Source organism: Lapidilactobacillus dextrinicus DSM 20335, from assembly GCF_001436095.1.
GTDB classification, from domain to species: Bacteria; Bacillota; Bacilli; order Lactobacillales; family Lactobacillaceae; genus Lapidilactobacillus; species Lapidilactobacillus dextrinicus.
On sequence record NZ_AYYK01000001.1, the window covers coordinates 174,941 to 193,575 of the forward strand.

The following is an 18,635-nucleotide window of genomic DNA, read 5'->3' on the forward strand; positions in this document are numbered from 1 at the left end:
GAACTAAAATGAGATTGTAGAGGTTGATGTTGGGTTGTTAAGCTTAATTTTAATTATTGTTGGTATTTTGGCAGGTATTTGTAACGCCGTCGCGGGCTTAGCTTCATTAGTTGCCTATCCTTCCTTATTGGCCCTAGGCTTGCCGCCAATTATGGCAAATGTTACTAATACCATCGCTTTGATTTTTTCAGGTGTTGGTGCAACGATTTCTTCCCAAAAAGAATTGCGTGGTGCTCATAAAGAGTTACTAACCTTTCTCCCGATTACACTATTAGGCTGTGTTGTTGGCGCATTGTTGCTTTTTGCCATTCCCGAAAGTGATTTTGAAAAAATCGTGCCTTTCTTTATTTTATTCGGTGCTTTTGCAGAACTTGTTCCCTACACAAAACGTCCTAATAAAAAAGTGAGTGTAATAACCAAGGTATTGGCCTTGATCGGCGTCTTTTTAGTCGGTGTCTATTCTGGTTACTTTGGTGCGGCAGCTGGCGTTTTAATGCTGGCCTTATTAGGAATTATTAGTAATGAACCTTTTGCTAAATACAATGCTGAAAAAAATGTCATCTTTGCCATTGCCAATGTTATTTCAGCCATTATTTATGGCCTACACACTCGTTTATTATGGCATTGGATTATTCCTCTAGCCATAGGTTTTTTAATTGGCGGATACATTGGGCCAATCATCGTTCGTCACACACCAACACGACTACTTAAATTACTGATTGGTATCGGTGCAATTATTTTAGCCATTAGTTTATTTATTCAAGCTTATTAATTTTTCCGTTTTAACGCTAAAAAGCGATTAGGACATGATTGTCCTAATCGCTTTTTCTTGTGCAATCATTCTATTCTAGATTACGTGTAAATAATTGCGGCGTGACTCTAACTAGCAGCGCAAACACGATCACGCCCATGATGAGATTGGCGATAAAGCTACCGCCATTAATAATAAGCGAATAAAGCCAAGCTGATTGGCCCTTTGGTGCGTACGATCCCCAAAAGAAGACGCCGGCAAAGTAATGGCATAAATATTTCAAAAAATCGCCAATGATAAAACCGCTAACTGCGCCAGCAACAGCTTGCTTAATATTACCAGCTCGTAAATGTTGCCGGACATAAGGTGCAGTAATCCCAATTAACCCAACCACACCAAAAGCTACTGGATATTCCAAAATGATTTGGACTGGATTTAACAAACTGCCACTACCACGTAGCCACATATCCAATAAACCCCAAACTAAGCCGGCTAACATTCCTGGCACTGGTCCACGACGTAAACTATAAACACCTAAAGGAATTAGCCCATAGCTAAGTTGTACTGACGAAACGCCTAAATCATGAGGAACATATTCCAAAGCCATCGCTAAACCAGCAAAAATGGCTCCTTCAACTAAAACGCGTAACTGATTTTCTCTTTGCATAAAAAAACTCCTCCTTTGTTATTTTTACCATCAACAAAGTAGGAGTTTTCACTCCATCACAATTCCTACGCGTGTCTTAACACAACAGGTTCGAGGGTCTGAACTTAATCACTCTCAGCCACAATGGCTCCCCTTTGTGATGGTAATTATTCGGTTTTCTATACTCCATTATTAAAGCGTTATTTTAACTCACTGTCAAGTTCAGACCTTTGGCCGAATACTCAAGTCTTCCTTGAACCATTTTTGGCTTAACTTGCGAATCGTGCCGTCTTGATAAAGTGCCGTTAAGGCCTGATTAAGACGCCGCCGTAATTTAACATCCGATTTACGTACACCAACAGCAAAAGTTTCTTCGGGAAAACCACCCGTGACAACATTAAATTGCTGTTGATTTTGATGTTGTCGTAAATAATAACCAGCGTAAATACTATCGCCTAAAACACCTTGAATCCGTCCTGCTTGTAAATCTAAAAAAGCATTGTTGAAATTATCATAGAGAATAGCGGAATTTTGCGCCACAATGTTTTTTAGCACTTGCGGTTGGGTATTGAATAAAGTTTGTCCAGAAGAACCATTCTGTAACCCCAACTTTTGATTTTTCATCGCAGCGAATGACTTAATGCCACTACTTTTTTCAGTAACGAGGACTTGACGATTACGCAAGTATGGTTGCGAAAAATCCACTTGTTTTTGGCGAGCCTTCGTTTTAGTATAGCCATTCCAAATCAAATCGATCGTGCCATTGCGTAATTCAGTTTCTTTCATATCCCAATCAATAGGCTGTAGTTTTACTTTTTGGCCTAACTTTTGACCAGCAGCTCGCGCTAAATCAGCATCAAAACCAATAATCCGACCATCTTTGGCTTGAAAATCCATGGGTACAAAAGTATCATCAATTCCTACGATTAAAGTTGTTTGCTTTTGATTAACAGTATCCAAATTACGAATTGAATTCAAACAAGCTGTTAATAACGGTAGAAACAAGATCAAGCAACAAGCTAATAGGAACTGCCATTTCCTCTTCATTTGGTTCACTTCCTATTCTACCGGTGTTAATTGGTACATTTGATCCGCAATTTTTTTGGCAAAGTCTAAATCATGAGTCACGACAATTTGTGTAATTTTTTCCTGCTTCAGTTGCGTAATTAACGTAACCACATTATCACGCATGTCTGGATCCAATGCCGAGGTTGGTTCATCCCAACAAAGAATCTGTGGGTGAAGTGCTAAGGCCCGGGCAATTGCGACACGTTGTTTTTGACCACCAGATAATTGAAATGGGTATAAATCAGCTTTATCAGCCAAGCCTAATTGAGTTAGTAACTTTAGTGTTTCTGTTTGAATATTTTTTAAGTCGCGACCAGATTTTAAGCGTGGTGCTAAGCTAACATTTTCTGCAGTACTCAAATGAGGAAATAACCGAAAATCTTGAAAGACCACGCCGATAACGCCTTGGTTAACATTATCAATTGTCGGAACAAATTTCTGACCATTTAATAAAATCTCACCGCTATCATAATCAGTTAACCCAATGATTGTTTTCAATAGTGTGGTTTTGCCAGCACCACTAGGACCAACAATACAAAGTGTTTGTCCTTGAGTGACTTCAAAGGAAACGTCTTTTAAAATAGGACGACCATTTATTTTTTTATTGATTTTTTCAAGTTTTAACATTAATGATACCTCCTATTCATAATAAGCATAATGTTGCTCTAAACGACGTAATCCCCAAGTTAAGACAGCCGTTAATAATAAGTAAATTACTGCGACCAACAATAACGGCACTAAGGTAACATCACGCGCCATGGCAATATTTCCTGCTCTTAATAGATCACCTAAACCTAAAACATAAACTAACGAAGAATCTTTAACTAAATTAATCACCTCATTGCCCATGGCAGGAATGACGCTTTTAACAAGTTGTGGCAAGGTGATATAGCGGAAAATTTGCCCGGACTTGAGGCCTAGCATTTGACCGGCCTCAACTTGTCCACTGTCAATACTCTGTAACCCACCACGAAAAATTTCGGCAAAATAGGCCGCATAGTTAATCACAAAAGCAAATAGCGCTGCAGAAAAACGTTGAAAAACAATGTGGATAATTGGTAGTCCATAAAAAACAAAAATTAATTGGAGTAACAATGGCGTGCCGCGCATCAGCCAAATATATAATTTTAAAATTGCTTGCACTGGTTTAAATCTAGAATGTAGACCAACACTCACTAATAATCCCAACGGTATTGCCAAAACTAACGTTAAACAAAAAATACTTAATGTCATCTTAGTTCCATCTAACAATGCTGGTAAAATTGCACTAATATAATGCCAATTCATTTATCCACACTCCTCTGTTAATTAAACAACCAATAAAAAAATACCCCCTAGACAAAATGTCTAGAGGGTATTTAATCATTTTAAACACGGTTCCACCTCGAACTTACAGTAATCTCACAATTACTGACTCACACAGTTATAAACTGCACTGATAACGGGGCCAACCATTTACTATTTTATTCATCATTCAACACTTATAAAATTTAATTGTTAAATTGTTGTGCACAATAACTTATCAATCCTTCTCACCAACCAGGACTTCTCTGAACAAAGCGGTTATTGCCGGGACAATTCAAAAACACAATCAAAATCTATAACGAGAATAATAAGCAGTTACGTCCTAAAAGTCAAGCCTCTTGTTTTAAAGACAACAATTATGACTTATGACGACCAAAAAGACGTTGCCAGAAACTTAATTTTTTCGGTGGTTCTGGCGTTGTTTCTTCGGCCATTGTGGTCTCAGATAAATCATTAGTATTTTCAACAGCTTGATCATTCGTTACTGTTGGTTCTTCAGTCACAGCATCATCATCAACTGTTGTGGCAGATGTTTGCTCGTTAGTTGTAACTGTTGTTTTTGGCTCGTCTGTTAAGGACATTAGCGGTACTGTTTCGCCTAACATGCGCCGAGCAATATGTTGATAACCTTGAGCTGCAGGGTTATTCTCTTCAGCAGCAACTAATTTACCTTGATTAGCAGCTGCAATAACTTCATCATCGTCAAAAACAATTCCTAATAATGGAATTGCTAGATGCTCTGTAATTTGCGCCACATTCATGGTTAAGCCTTGTTGCATCAAGTTTTTACGAATACGGTTAATAATTAATCGTGGACCAAATTCCAAATGGCGTGCTTCTAACAAACCTACGATTCGATCGGCATCACTAACCGCCACATTTTCAGGATTGGTGACTAGAATCGCGCCGTCTGCACCAGCAACGGCATTTTCAAAACCCGTTTCAATTCCGGCCGGACAATCTAACAAGACAAAATCAAACTTTTGTTTCAATTCGCCAACAACGCGTTTAACGGCTTGAGCTGTTAAAACATTTTTATCCGCGTTTTGAGCAGCAGGCAATAAATAAAGTTGATCAGCAAAATCAGGATGAGCAATCAAAGCCTGACTAACTTCAGCTCGTCCTTGAATAACATCAACAATTGTATAAATAATTCGATTTTGTAAGCCCAGTGCGGAATCAAGATTTCGTAAACCTAAATCAAGATCAACCACACAAACTTTCTTTTTTAATAAAGCTAAAGCGGCGCCTAAATTGGCAGTCGTCGTGGTTTTACCCACGCCTCCTTTACCAGAAGTAATAACTAAGGCGGTTCCCATTATTGCGCCTCCATCTGTCGATAGAGTTCAGGTTTTTGTTTTTCCAAATCAGTCATCGCAGCATAAGCCAATTCATGTTGATCGTTAATGTAGGCAAACTTCTGTTGACCTAATTCAGGACTATCCGCAACAATTGCCACTAGATTACTAATTCGAATCTGTGCTGCTCTACGCACATCACCGGTAATAATTGCATCGTTATTATCTGGATAACCCGCATGTAAAACAGCACCATCAACATTACCCACGACATAAATATTTTTAGCAGCTTCTAGAATCGCACCTTGATGAACTTTGCCTAATAAAACAACGTCGCCATCAAAAAAGACTTCTTGGCCACTGCGAATAATTTGTGGCACGAAGTAAACTTTTTGATCATGTAAGGCAGTTGCAGCAGCTTCGTTAGTCTGCACATCTGCCACAACAGTCCCCATAGAGAAGTGATCAAATGCTGTAATTACTTTTTCTAACTCAACTTGTTGTTCTGATGTTAAAAGACGTTGACCAGTTTTAACTGAAAATTCTGTATCATGCGTACTTTTATCAGCACCCCGCACTTTTTTTAACATTGTTTTTAATTCAGTTAAACTTTGTTCAAAATCACTCGTTGCCGGGATTTCAATTTGATAGCCGGTATTGCTAGCTTTTAAAGAAATATTTTCCATTAATTTACCCCTTATTTCTCAATCATTATTCCCGATACATTAAATCGAGTAACTTCTGGCTGGGCCAGTAACAAATTGCAAATAAAATAATATTAAATAATATTGTCGGTGCTAAAACATTACTAATGAATGCCCAGACGTTTTGATTAGATAAAGCAAAAAATACAGCTAAGGCATACAAAATAACTTGTGCCAGCAGGACAGCTATAACATTAGCGGCTAATCGGTAGACAAACTTCTGTTGAAAGTAAGTTAATAAATAGCGCGTTAATAAATAAACAACAGGCACAATTAACGTGTACTGACCAATTATTCCTGTATAGAATAAATCATAAAAGAAGCCGAAAAACAAAGCTAACCAAAACAGCCATGGTTCATCTGGCGCAACAAAAGTCGCCAAAACCATTTCCATTAGTAATAATTGTGGTGCAACCTGTAAGTCACCTGCAAATAGTGATGGTGCCAACACCAAACTAAGGCTGCCATCTAAAAAGAAGCCAACCAATAATAAAATTAAAATAAGCCAACGACGGTGTAACTTATGTGCCATTTATTTATCCCCGATCGAACTACTAATAACCGTCACAACTGAAAAGTTATTCAAATTAGTAGCTGGCTTGACATAAATTGTGCTGGCCAAGCCGTAATTATCTTTCTTCACTTTGCTGACCGTACCAATTAATAAGCCCCGCGGTGTTGATCCACCTAGACCAGAAGTAATCACTTTTTGACCGACTTTAACACTATCAGCCGTTACTAAATGACTCATCACTAAACTGGCCGTTTTATCATCAAATTCTGTAATTAAACCAGTTACCGGAGTATCGGCATTGGTACTAATTTCTGCAGCAAAACGACTGCTTGAATTGTTATCACTAGAGATTAATTCAACCTTAGAATTCGTATCATTAACTTCAATGACCCGACCAACTAATCCAGAGCCTGAAACAACCGGCATGTTTTTCTTAACACCAGCTTTGGCACCACGATTAATCATCAAATAATTCTGCCAATTAATTGGTGAACGACTCATGACTGCTGCAGTAATTTTAGTGTAGTCAGTTAAAGTCTCATTTAAATCTAACTGCTTCTTTAAATTACTATTTTCATTTTTGAGGGTTTGGTTCTCTGCTTCAGTAGCTGCAATCGTGGCTAATTTTGCTTTCAGGGTTTTATTTTCCTGATAAGTATTTAATAAATCACGAACACCTGAGGTGGCATTGCGCGCAAAATTAACAGGGGCTGTAATCACCGTCCCGACGGCTCCTAATGCATCATTGCCAAAACGTTGAACAGGTTCTGGCATATTACGATTATTTCGTAAGCTGATTGAAGCTGACAGCATACCAAAAACGGCAATCAAGGTAATCATCACAATTATTAACTTTTTGTTGGAAAAAAACTTATTCATTAGATCCTCCAATAAATCAAAAAAGCGGGCAGCAACCCGCAATTCAGATCTTAATGTGTCCGTTTCAGTATTTATCAATAAATAATCCCACAATTATCGCCAGCAAGCGGGTCTTGCGTGACAAATAAACGCAACGCCAAAACAGCCACAAAACACCACCAGCAACTGATTAGTAGAACGTTATTCACAGACTAATGCTAAAGCAAATTATAACATACCCACAAAATCTTAAAAAGACTTCACAATTAAAACTTAAAAAATCAGAGTGCGGAGAAGTACGAGTAGTTAGTGAGGATAAAACTCATTTGGATAAATCTTTGAACTTTAAGATTAATCCAAATTAATTTAACCGGAACTAACTGCACCTCATAGCACGTTTCAAATCAGAGTGTTCAAAGTAACGGGTTGGCGATATGAAGCTAAACTGGAAGATTAATGTGTGCTAACACAGTGAGATTCACGCTTAACTTTATCTGCGCCAGTTACTTTGAGCCCATTTTAAATGACACCTTCTTCTTTAAGCGATAAGTATTCATCTGACCCAATAATCAGGTGATCTAAACAGGTGATGCCCATTATTTCACCACAGTCAATTAAACGTTTTGAGAATTGAATATCATTTTTTGATGGTGCAATTTGACCACTGGGATGATTATGCACAATAATTAAGCGCGCTGCTGACAATAATACTGCTTGACGATAAATCTCACGCGGATGAGCAACTGAGCTGTTCAAACCACCAATAAAAATTGTACGTTCCTGAATAATTTGGTTTTTCGTATCTAGATAAACCACGATTAACTTTTCTTGTGTACACCCCCGTAATTTTTGCAACATATGATAGCCAATCATACTTGATGATGCCACCACACCTTGACGCAATTGACGTTGTGCTAAGGCGCGCTGTCCTAATTCAAACGCTGCCTGTAATTCAATGGCCTTAGTGAGTCCAATTCCTGAAAATTGCGTTAAAGATTCAATCGATGCTAAAGATAAAAATGCTAAATTATCATACGTTGTTAATAATGATTGCGCTAATTGTGGCAATGATTGATTAACCGTACCTGTCCGCAAAATAATTTGTAAAAGTTCAACATCTTCCGCCGCACTAATGCCATATTTAAGTGCCGCTTCTCGTGGTCTTAATGCCGTAACGGTTTGTTTTTCTGCTAATTGTGCCATAAAAAATCACCCTTTCGTATTTAAATACGAGAGGGCGATTCAAAAGTTTTAATTATCCGCTTCAGTTGCTAATAAAAAATGGCGCACATCTGTAATCAAATAAAATGAACCTGCAAATAAATATAGGCCATCGCCACCACTGGCTGTGATTGCTTGCTGAAGTGCTTCTTGCCAGGTACTGGTGTAGCTAATTGATTCACCTAAAACCTGGCGTAAATCAGCTTCTGAGGCTGCACGAGCACTATTAGGAATTGTGGTCCAAGTTACCTGCCAATTTGTTTTTGCTAGCAAATCAGCAACCTGAGCGATATCTTTATCAGCCATCATTCCCATGGTTAAATAAACCTGCTTATTAGCAAATGAGCGCTTAACACCAGCAATTAGTGCCGTAATTGCATTAATATTATGCGCGCCATCAATCATGATTAACGGTTCACGACTTAGTAATTCCATGCGGCCCGCGACATTAAATTTACTCAATACCCGCCGCAAAATCGGCACAGCTAATGTTGTTTGTTGCTTTTGCAAAAATTCGGTTGCAGCAACAATTGCTAAACTGGCATCTGTAACTTGCCAATCAGCAAAAGCTGGCATCTGTAAATGATCCAATTGTAAATCAGCAGGACCTTTTAGACTAAAATTGGCCGTACCGGCGCTAATTTTAACTTTTGTTAATTGTAGTTGTTGTCCTAGCCACAGACCAGTTGCGGACTTTTCCGTTAACTTATCCGTTATGATTGCTCGGGTAGATTCAGGTAAATCACCTAAAATAGTCGTCTGCTTCTTTTTAATAATGCCGGCTTTTTCCTGGGCAATATCAGCTAAAGTAGGCCCAATAATTTGTTCATGATCCAGCCCAATTGAAACAATTACACCAATCATTGCTTCAATGACATTCGTACGATCATGTTCGCCGCCAATTCCAACCTCAATCACACCGACATCAATTTGTTGTTGGGCAAAATAGACGAACATCAAAACAGTATCTAATTCAAATTCAGTTAACGTTAAATCAGCAGCGTCTAACTTAGTCTTAACTTGATTCACAAGTTTTAACAAGTCAACATCGCCAATTTGTTGATTATTTAATTGAATCCGTTCGTTAAAACGTAAAATAAACGGTGATGTAAACAAGCCAACTTGATACCCGTGAGCGACTAATAGCTCGCTGATCAAATGACTGACAGACCCCTTACCATTTGTCCCGGTTACATGAATACTAGGAAAAGTATCCTGGGGGTTATCAAATAATGCTAAGGCCTGTTTCATTAACGTTAATTTATTTTCTCGATGAAATTTCGGTCGCGAATGAATATAAGCTAGTGCCTCTTCAATCGTTGTAAACATCAGCATACCTCTATTCCCGGATAAAATTTAAAGCGTGCAAAAGACAACAAACTGCCTTTTATACTTTATTTATTTGCTTGTAATTCGTCAATCCGACTAACCGTTGCTTCTTGTTGTTTAACGTAATCAGCACGTTTCGTTCGTTGTTCGGCAACAACAGCTTCTGGTGCCTTAGCAACGAAATTAGCATTGCCTAATTTACGATCAATTCGTGTAATTTCGCCGGTCAAACGTTCATTTTCTTTTTGAAGGCGCGCAATTTCTTCATCCAAATCGATTAATTCAGCTAATGGTACAAAAATTTCAGCGTCAGTTGTGACAGCTGACATCGCTAGCTTAGGTGCTTTGACATCTGGTCCAATCACAATAGTCGTTGGATTCAAGAAGCGTTCCAAGAATTCAACGTTATCATCTAAAATGTTCTTCATTTCAACGGAACTTGTCTTGATTAAAATCTCAACTTGTTTAGAAATTGGTGCGTTAGCTTGCGTCCGAATATTACGAACGCCACGAATAACTTCGATTAAAGCTGACATTTGTTTTTCAGCATCATCATCGGCTAAATCAGCGTTGTATTCAGGGTATTTAGCCACAACCAAAGATTTACCATTGTGTGGCATACTTAACCAAATCTTTTCGGTAACAAATGGCATCGTTGGATGCATTAGCCGTAAAATTTGGTCTAAGACATAGAGTAAGTTTTGACGTTTTGCTGTTTTAGCCGCTTCATCATCACCATTTAAGACAGCCTTACTCATTTCGATGTACCAGTCACAGAAATCGTTCCAAATAAAGTTGTACAAGAGACGACCAGACTCACCGAATTCAAAGTTATCATTCAAACGTGTAACATCAGCAATTAATGAATTCAAGCGGCTCAAAATCCAGCGATCAGATAAATCATAACGATCACGACTAGCTGGTTGATCAGTTGCCTTAATATCGCCTAAGTTCATAATGACGAAACGACTTGCGTTCCAAATTTTATTAATAAAGTTCCAAGCAGCAGCAACTTTTTCATAACTGAAACGTGTATCTTGACCTGGCGTTGAGCCTGTTGATAAGAACCAACGTAAAGCATCGGTACCGTACTTAGCAATAACGTCCATTGGGTCGACACCGTTGCCTAGAGACTTACTCATCTTACGACCTTGTTCATCACGCATTAAACCGTGAATTAAGACATTTTCAAAAGGTCGTTTGCCTGTGAATTTCAAACTTTGGAAAATCATCCGAGCAACCCAGAACGGAATAATATCGTAACCCGTTACTAACGTTGAAGTTGGGAAATAACGTTTGAAATCTTCACTATCAGTATCTGGCCAACCCATTGTTGAAAATGGCCACAAAGCGCTGGAGAACCAAGTATCTAATACGTCAGGATCTTGTTCCCAATTTTCAATATCCTTGGGTGCTTCCATACCAACATAAATTTCGCCAGTTTCTTTATGATACCAGGCTGGAATTTGATGACCCCACCAAAGTTGACGAGAAATAACCCAGTCATGAATGTTTTCCATCCATTGGCTCCACGTTGTTTCAAAACGTTCAGGTACAAAATTAACCCGATCTTCAGTTTTTTGATTAGCAAGTGACATTTCTGCCAATGGCTTCATCTTAACAAACCATTGTGTTGACAAACGTGCTTCGACTTGAACGCCTGTCCGTTCAGAGTGACCAACACTATGAACGATTGGATCTGTACTGATTAAATAACCTTCAGCCTCTAAATCAGCAACCATTGCTTTACGAGCCGTAAAACGATCCATGCCTTGATACTTACCGGCATTTTCGTTCATAGTTGCATCTGGATTCATGGTATTAATTCGTTCTAGGTCATGACGATTACCAACTTGGAAGTCGTTAGGGTCATGTGCTGGTGTGATTTTAACCATCCCAGTACCGAATTCTGGATCAACATATTGATCAGCAATAATTGGAATATGGCGGCCTTGTAATGGCAAGATAACTTCCGTACCAACTAATGCTTTATAACGTTCATCACTTGGATTAACAGCAACGGCTGTATCACCAAACATTGTTTCTGGACGTGTTGTTGCAATTTCAATATAGTGTTTACCATTAAAAGTTTGTTCTGGATCAACAAAAGGATACTTCACATGATAAAAAGCGCCTTGATCATCTTGGTGAATAACTTCAATGTCAGACAAAGCTGTTTGTGCTTGAGGATCCCAGTTAATAATATATTCGCCCCGATAGATTAAGCCTTCGTTATATAAGTCAACGAAAACTTTACGAACTGCTTTAGACAAGCCTTCATCCAAAGTAAATCGTTCTCGTGAATAATCAACGGAAATACCCATTTTAGCCCATTGGTCATGAATAGTTTTTTCGTATTCATCAACCCAATCCCAAACTTTGCCGACAAATTTTTCGCGGCCTAGGTCGTAACGCGTGACGCCTTCTTCACGTAACTTAGCTTCAACCTTAGCTTGAGTAGCAATACCCGCGTGGTCAGTGCCAGGGAGCCACAAAACATCGTAGCCTTGCATCCGCTTCTGGCGAATAATCATATCTTGTAACGTCGTGTCCCAAGCATGACCTAAGTGCAACTTACCTGTAACATTTGGTGGTGGGATGACGATTGAGTATGGTTTTGCTTTTTGATCGCCACTTGGCTTGAAGACATCTTCGTCTAACCAAGTTTGATAACGACCCGCTTCAACGGCCTGCGGATCATATTTTGGTGCCATTTCTTCTGCCATGGTTAATAACTCCTTTATTAAAAATCTAAATTAACATTGTGATGATGAAGCTGAACATTGAACTTGAGAAAATTGAAATATTTGACTTGTGGGGTATTTTCGTGCTTGCGCAGAGGTTGTACATAGAAGGTAGTGTTCGCCGTGGCGGTGAAAAATATTTAACGCTGGAACGCTGTGGGTACGACTTTAAGCCAAATAAAACTCAATTTGTCTTAAAGCTCGGCCTTGCTGTTAGTGGTCAAACCACTAACAGCAATTTCACAGCTGAACGATATTTTTCACTGCCACTAAATTAACAAGCTGGCAACCTTGCTTCGCGCTGACTAATATGTGGCTAATTGACCCTTAAAATTTACGAAGTGCAAATTTGTAGTCAAACTTTATCAACTCTATTTAGTCAGTGGCTAAAGAAAATTGCGGTCAGTCGCGGAATTGTTGTTAATGGTTGGACCATTTACAACAAAGCTCGTATTTAAGACGAATTGGTTTTGATTCGGCTTAAATCGATGCTCGCAACGTTCCACCGCAGATTTTCTGGAGCCATGAAGACTAGCCAGCTAGTGGTTTTAGTTCCGCTCTGACAAATTTATTTGGTTTAAATCGACGTTCGCAGCGTTCCACCGTGTATTTCGCACAGGCACGAAGAAGGACAATCTCATAGTTCTAGGTCTTGAACTTTTAGCCCGGCACGCCCACATTATCTAATTTTTCAGCCGACAAAAAATCGCCCTATCAACTATAGGACGATTGCTCGCGGTACCACCTAAATTGAAGTCAGTAAAACCAACTTCCAACTCAAACACAATAACGGCGTGGCCCGGCGAGAACTACTATTTTCATTATCGCAACTCACAAGCTACCAATTGATTTATACCTAGAAACTTTCCACTAACGTTTCCTCACTGTAAGCCAGTCCATCAATCGCTCTTATTCAATGTTATTAACGTTCATGTTAGCCTAGAAAAAAGAATTCGTCAACTGGAATGATGTCGTCATTAGTATTTGTTTGAGTTACTTATTTGAAACTTTCTATAAATCATCCAATCTTGATTAAACGTCGGAAATTTCTGCAAGTAATAATAGATTTTGAACCTCACTGGTTAAATCCAAATAACGAACGTGCACATTTTTAGGAACGTGCACCGGTTCAGGCGCAAAACTCAAAATTGACGTAATGCCACAATCCACTAAATAATCAACCACTTCTTGAAACGCATGGCTTGGTACTGTCGAAATAACGCCTTTAATCTGTTGCGTTTGAATAGTTGCCTTTAAATCACTTAATGGTTGAATCGTCACTTTGTTGATGGTTTCACCAATGACGTGTGGATCAGCATCGTAGGCGGAAATAATTTCTAAATTAGGGTTTCGCCGAAAATTATTTATCAATAGCGCGCGGCCTAAATTACCAACACCAATTAATGCCAAGCCCTGTGTTTCATTGACTTCTAAAATTTCACCGAAAATTTGAATTAAATGAGCAATATCATAGCCATAACCGCTTTTTCCTAAATCACCAAAGTAAGAAAAATCACGGCGAATTGTGGTTGGTTCAATTTGAATAATCTTCCCTAGCTGGGCTGACTTAATTCGCAAATAACCATTATCCGCTAAATTACACAATGTTCGATAATAAATTGGCAGGCGTTCTAAACTCATGCGTGGAATTTTTTTATTGTGTGGTGTCATCGTAGCTACTCCATTTTTGTTAATTAAATCACATTTATAGAATAACAAAAAAGCGCTTCATCTGCAAGAGACGACGCGCTTTTGATGAGTCACAGCTAATTTAAAACATAATCAGTGATAGTTTATAAAACAGATTGAATATCAGCTTGATCAGTCGTTAAGAATTCATCGTGACTATGGATTTCCGTTATTTTAACACCAGCTAATGCGCGAGCCATTAAAGCTTCACCATCAAGTTTTTCTTCATAGTAACGAGCCTTGTCTAAACGTGGTCTAGTCTTAGGACGTGGTGGCGCAAAAATTGTACAGCAGTCTTCAAATGGCATAATAGATAAGTCAAAAGTATCAATTTTTTCAGCAATATCAATGATTTCATTCTTATCCATAGTTGCTACTGGACGAATAATTGGCATATTCGTCACATCGTTAATTGCTACCATGCTTTCCAACGTTTGTGAAGCAACTTGACCCACAGACTCACCATTAAAAATAGCTAGTCCATTACGCTTCTCAGCCATTTTAACAGCTAATCGTAACATGAACCGGCGCTGAACGGTCATGAGATAGCCTTCAGGAACTGAACGTTTCACTTCTTCTTGAATTTCAGTGAAAGGTACTTCAATAAACTTAATGGTTCCCACATAAGGTGCTAATTTAGCTGTTAATTCTTTAGCTTTGGCCAAAGCACGCTCTGACGTATATGGTGGGCTGAAAAAGTGAACCATTTCAATTTCAACGCCGCGCTTCATTGCTAAGTAACCAGCAACTGGCGAATCAATCCCACCAGAGAGCATTAACATAGCTTTACCGGCTGTACCAACGGGTAAACCACCAGCACCTTTAATGGTTTCAGAAGACAAATAAATGCCATCATGACGGACTTCAACGCGTAAAGTAATATCAGGATGCTTCATCTGAGCTTTTAAACCAGGGACATTATCATAGATGTAGTCGCCTAACATTAAGTTAATTTGGTTCGTATCTAATTCAAAGGTGTGATCAGAGCGACGGGTATTAATTTTAAAAGTTTCCGCAGTTGGTGCTAATTCCGTCATCATTTCCAATGCGGTTTGCTTCATCAATTCAACGTCTTGAGCAATCCGAATACTTGGTGAGAAGTTTTGAATACCAAAGACTTTGGATAACTTCGCCATCACAGCATCATAATCCGTTCCGTTTAAAGAAATATGCATCCGATCACGTTTAGGATAAATATGCAAATCAGGAAATTGGGCCAAAGCTTTCGTCACGTTACCGTTTAAGCGCCCGATAAATTCGCGACGGTTCTTGCCCTTGGTCGATAACTCGCCATAACGGACGGTTATTTCAGTGTATTTCATCATCATTCTCCTTGGTTATAGGTTCTATTAATCACGTCTCATTATTTCAACGCTTAGTTACTCAGTAGCCGTCAAAAATTAAGCACGGCCGTTCATCCGTTCAAAACGTTGATAAATTGTAGGAAATACTTTAATAAATTGATCAACTTCAGCCTGAGTATTAGCGTCATCTAAACTAATTCTAACGGCACTAGTCGCTAATTTTTCAGGAACCTTCATGGCCTTAAGCGTTGAAGATTCATCGCCAGAACGTGAAGAACAAGCACTAGTCGTTGATAAATAAATATCTTTGGCTTCTAAAGCATGCACCGTTGTTTCACCTCGAACACCAGCAATTGCAAAACACAAAATATGTGGTGCAAAATTAGCTGTAACTGGTGAGAAAATCGTGATATCTGGCAAAGCACTTAAGAAATCAACCAACTGTTGTTTTAAAGCTAATTCATGTTGCGCCTTTTTAGCTTCATCAGTTACAGCCAAACGCAACGCCTTACTCATCGCTGCAATAGCAGGTAAGTTTTCGGTCCCGCTACGGTGGTTGGTTTCTTGACCACCACCGCTCATTAAAGTGCCCAATGCGCGACCTTTTTTAGCATAAATAAAGCCAGTACCCCGAGGACCATGAAATTTATGCGCAGAAAATGTCGCAAAATCAACTCGTTCAGGTAAAACTTGTGACCATAAATTCTTACCCACACTTTGTACCGCATCAACATGGAAGTGAACGGTTGGATAATTTTTTAAAATTTCACCAATCTCTGTGATCGGTTGAATGGCGCCAATCTCATTATTAACAGCCATTACTGATACTAACACTGTATCTGGCCGCATTGCTTTAGCCACATCGTCAGGATTAACAAAACCCTGGTTATCAACAGGTACGTAAGTCACTTCCCAACCTAACTTTTCGAGTTGAGCGGCTGAGTTTAAGACAGCAGCATGTTCCACACTTGAAACAATTATATGTTTGCCAAACTCACGCTTAGCCATCGCTGTTCCCTTAATCACCCAATTGTCGCCTTCAGTGCCGCCACTAGTGAAATAAATTTCATTAGCCGCACAACCAACTAAATCAGCAATTTGTTGTCGTGCTGATTGTAATAATTGTAAAGCATGATCGCCCAAGCCATGTAAACTAGAAGGATTACCCCAGAAATCATTGGCTACGGTATTATAGGTTTGCAATACTTGTGGATCTATTTTTGTCGTTGCACTATTATCAAAATAAATCAAAAATCCTATCTCCCTTAAATATCAACAAATACCAATCAAAATGACATTGACAACAAAGATACTTTGTTCAAATGATGCACGTCACCTTAATCTTTCCAAAAAATAGGACCTGGGTTGTCTTGACCCAGATCCGTAAACTGTGAATTGCAATGAATAATTGCAATTTTTCACTTAGTATAAATTAAACTTTTTAAAATAACAAGTAACTTTATTCGGCGTCGTCTTGGTCTTGTGCTTCATTGTCCGCATTTGTGTTGTAATATGAAGCTTCAATGCGTTTAAATGAACCTGGTTCAACCTGATCTAAGGCTGATGCAATCGTATCTAACGCCATTTCATAATCAAATTCTTGATTATAAATTCGTTTAGCTTCATTAGCAGCACCTGCTAACGTCTCATTACCATAAGTATAACGGTTAGCATATTGCAAAGCTTGTTCTGTTAAAACAGCAGCATCATGCAAATCTTCCGACTTTTGGGTCAAAGTATTTAAATCTTCTTGCGTCATCAACATTTGTTTCGTAATATCTTCGACATTGATTTGGACTTGATTTAAATTATTTTTTAGCTTAGCAACTTCATCACTAACCATACTGAAATATTCAGTGTAAGATTTTGGCAAACCTGGCAAATGCATTTGTTCAACATCACGTTGAATATTCTTTAAGCTTAACTCGAATTGCGTTACATTTTGTTTGGCGACCCTTTCGCCTTCAAACAGGCCAGAAACGCCATTGCTAATTTGATATTGCTTAGCTTGCATTTCATTTAAATTAGTAATGATCTCATTAAACTCTTTAACTGTTTCAGTATAAACAGCTTGATGATCAGCAATCTCTTGAATAGCAATATCATATTCTTTATGCATGTCAGCTGTTTCTGATTGCATCCGTCGTGCTTCTTCTAATTCATTATGCGTCAACACATAGTTTTGGCTTAAATGATCCAACGACATAATTAAGTTCGTCACTGAAATACTGGCATGGTTTAAGAATTCAGAAGTATCTTTTTGTAATTGTTCAACTTCTTTTTTAGCATCAATTTCTTCTTGCAAACGATCATATAATTCGTCAATTTGCGTCACAATGCCTTGATTGTTTTGCTCAACCAATGGTAAATCTAAGTTACCTAAAGCTTGTGAAGTAACCGTGATCTTATTGTGCAATAAGGCAACGGTTTCTAAAATACCGGGTTTAGTAAAGTTATAATGGTCAGCCCGCATTTTTTCATAAACGTTTTTAATTTCTGTTAATTGATCAGGGAACTCAACGTTTAATTCATGATAACGCGGTGGAATACGAACCATGATATCTTTAAGCTCATCAAGTTTTTTACTAATATCAGCAAGTCCTTGCCGAGCTTCAAGGTGATCGCCTTGACTTGTTAATTTGCGGACTTGTTCGAATTGTTTGTCCACATCACTTAACCGATCTTCAAAAGCATCAACAGAATTACCGTAATCAAATGACTTCGTTAAAACTTCTTTACGCATTTCTCGATATTTCGTTGACAACTTTTCAATTTCAACTTTGTTTTGTTCACTACTTCTAACCAAGCGATTAAGTGAGTCAGCAACGTCACTATTTTCTGATTGAGCCTCTTCTAACTGTTGTGTTGTGCTCTCAATCATCTTGTTAGCTGTAAATAGTTTAAAGCTTTGATTAGCCTTCTCTGTATCCGTAATATTCTGATACAAAACACCAAACTTATCATTAATCAGCTTATAGTAAACATTACGCCACTTCTCAAAACTCTTGTGACTTTCACCGGCAAGATTCATTGCTTCCAGTTGTTCAATGGTCTTGTAGATGGGCTGGTTCGTCATCTTTTCAAAATCATCGCTTAACTGGCTAATTCGTTTCTCATTTTGACCACGCTTAACTGCTGCATATAAGACAACTGCCAAGACGACAATCAAAAGTCCTAAGACTACAAAAATCCAACTTTGCACAA

Annotated in this window: 15 protein-coding genes, 1 pseudogene, 1 riboswitch and 1 other annotated feature; of the genes and pseudogenes, 1 reads left to right on the plus strand and 15 read right to left on the minus strand. The window is 38.5% G+C overall.

Annotated features, from left to right (window positions below; translation table 11 throughout):
* Positions 1-34: 34 nt before the first annotated feature.
* Positions 35-772 (plus strand): sulfite exporter TauE/SafE family protein, encoded by a 738-nt coding sequence (locus FC84_RS00875; protein ID WP_151425825.1) that lies wholly within the window; start codon positions 35-37, stop codon positions 770-772.
* 70 nt (positions 773-842) lie between these two features.
* Here FC84_RS00875 and thiT read toward each other — a convergent pair whose 3' ends face one another.
* From thiT to FC84_RS00955, 15 genes and pseudogenes are all read right to left on the minus strand, one after another.
* On the minus strand, positions 843-1,418 hold the full coding sequence (thiT, locus tag FC84_RS00880) for an energy-coupled thiamine transporter ThiT (RefSeq protein ID WP_057753936.1): 576 nt from the start codon (positions 1,416-1,418) through the stop codon (positions 843-845).
* A 45-nt stretch (positions 1,419-1,463) separates the two neighbouring features.
* Positions 1,464-1,562: riboswitch (TPP riboswitch) on the minus strand.
* A 57-nt stretch (positions 1,563-1,619) separates the two neighbouring features.
* Entirely contained in the window at positions 1,620-2,444 is an 825-nt protein-coding gene (locus FC84_RS00885) for an amino acid ABC transporter substrate-binding protein (protein WP_057753939.1), read from the minus strand.
* 12 nt (positions 2,445-2,456) lie between these two features.
* Complete coding sequence (locus tag FC84_RS00890; protein WP_057753942.1) at positions 2,457-3,092, minus strand: amino acid ABC transporter ATP-binding protein; 636 nt, start codon at positions 3,090-3,092, stop codon at positions 2,457-2,459.
* A 12-nt stretch (positions 3,093-3,104) separates the two neighbouring features.
* The gene (locus FC84_RS00895; RefSeq protein ID WP_057753945.1) at positions 3,105-3,752 is read right to left on the minus strand and encodes an amino acid ABC transporter permease; all 648 of its coding nucleotides are present in this window, start codon (positions 3,750-3,752) and stop codon (positions 3,105-3,107) included.
* Between the two features lie 572 nt (positions 3,753-4,324).
* Positions 4,325-5,089: pseudogene (gene minD / locus FC84_RS00900) on the minus strand (septum site-determining protein MinD); the annotation flags it as partial.
* Positions 5,089-5,754: a septum site-determining protein MinC gene (locus FC84_RS00905; protein WP_057753947.1), complete on the minus strand. Its 666-nt coding sequence runs from the start codon at positions 5,752-5,754 to the stop codon at positions 5,089-5,091. The pseudogene minD and the gene FC84_RS00905, both read right to left, overlap by 1 nt.
* A gap of 25 nt (positions 5,755-5,779) precedes the next feature.
* Complete coding sequence (mreD, locus tag FC84_RS00910) at positions 5,780-6,304, minus strand: rod shape-determining protein MreD (protein WP_057753950.1); 525 nt, start codon at positions 6,302-6,304, stop codon at positions 5,780-5,782.
* On the minus strand, positions 6,305-7,165 hold the full coding sequence (gene mreC / locus FC84_RS00915; protein ID WP_057753953.1) for a rod shape-determining protein MreC: 861 nt from the start codon (positions 7,163-7,165) through the stop codon (positions 6,305-6,307).
* Between the two features lie 498 nt (positions 7,166-7,663).
* Positions 7,664-8,347, minus strand: coding sequence for a RadC family protein (gene radC, locus FC84_RS00920; RefSeq protein WP_057753956.1), 684 nt, complete (start codon positions 8,345-8,347; stop codon positions 7,664-7,666).
* Between the two features lie 48 nt (positions 8,348-8,395).
* Positions 8,396-9,694, minus strand: a complete 1,299-nt coding sequence (locus FC84_RS00925; protein WP_057753959.1) for a bifunctional folylpolyglutamate synthase/dihydrofolate synthase — start codon at positions 9,692-9,694, stop codon at positions 8,396-8,398.
* Between the two features lie 65 nt (positions 9,695-9,759).
* Positions 9,760-12,420, minus strand: a complete 2,661-nt coding sequence (locus FC84_RS00930) for a valine--tRNA ligase (RefSeq protein WP_057753962.1) — start codon at positions 12,418-12,420, stop codon at positions 9,760-9,762.
* Positions 12,421-13,156: 736 nt separating this feature from the next.
* Positions 13,157-13,364: a binding site (T-box leader), on the minus strand.
* Between the two features lie 106 nt (positions 13,365-13,470).
* Positions 13,471-14,109, minus strand: coding sequence for a redox-sensing transcriptional repressor Rex (locus FC84_RS00940; protein WP_057753968.1), 639 nt, complete (start codon positions 14,107-14,109; stop codon positions 13,471-13,473).
* A gap of 122 nt (positions 14,110-14,231) precedes the next feature.
* Complete coding sequence (gene thiI / locus FC84_RS00945; RefSeq protein WP_057753971.1) at positions 14,232-15,449, minus strand: tRNA uracil 4-sulfurtransferase ThiI; 1,218 nt, start codon at positions 15,447-15,449, stop codon at positions 14,232-14,234.
* Positions 15,450-15,527: 78 nt separating this feature from the next.
* A complete protein-coding gene (locus tag FC84_RS00950) occupies positions 15,528-16,682 on the minus strand; it encodes a cysteine desulfurase family protein (RefSeq protein ID WP_057753973.1) in 1,155 nt (384 codons plus the stop codon).
* Positions 16,683-16,890: 208 nt separating this feature from the next.
* Entirely contained in the window at positions 16,891-18,633 is a 1,743-nt protein-coding gene (locus FC84_RS00955) for a septation ring formation regulator EzrA (protein WP_057753975.1), read from the minus strand.
* Positions 18,634-18,635 lie beyond the last annotated feature (2 nt).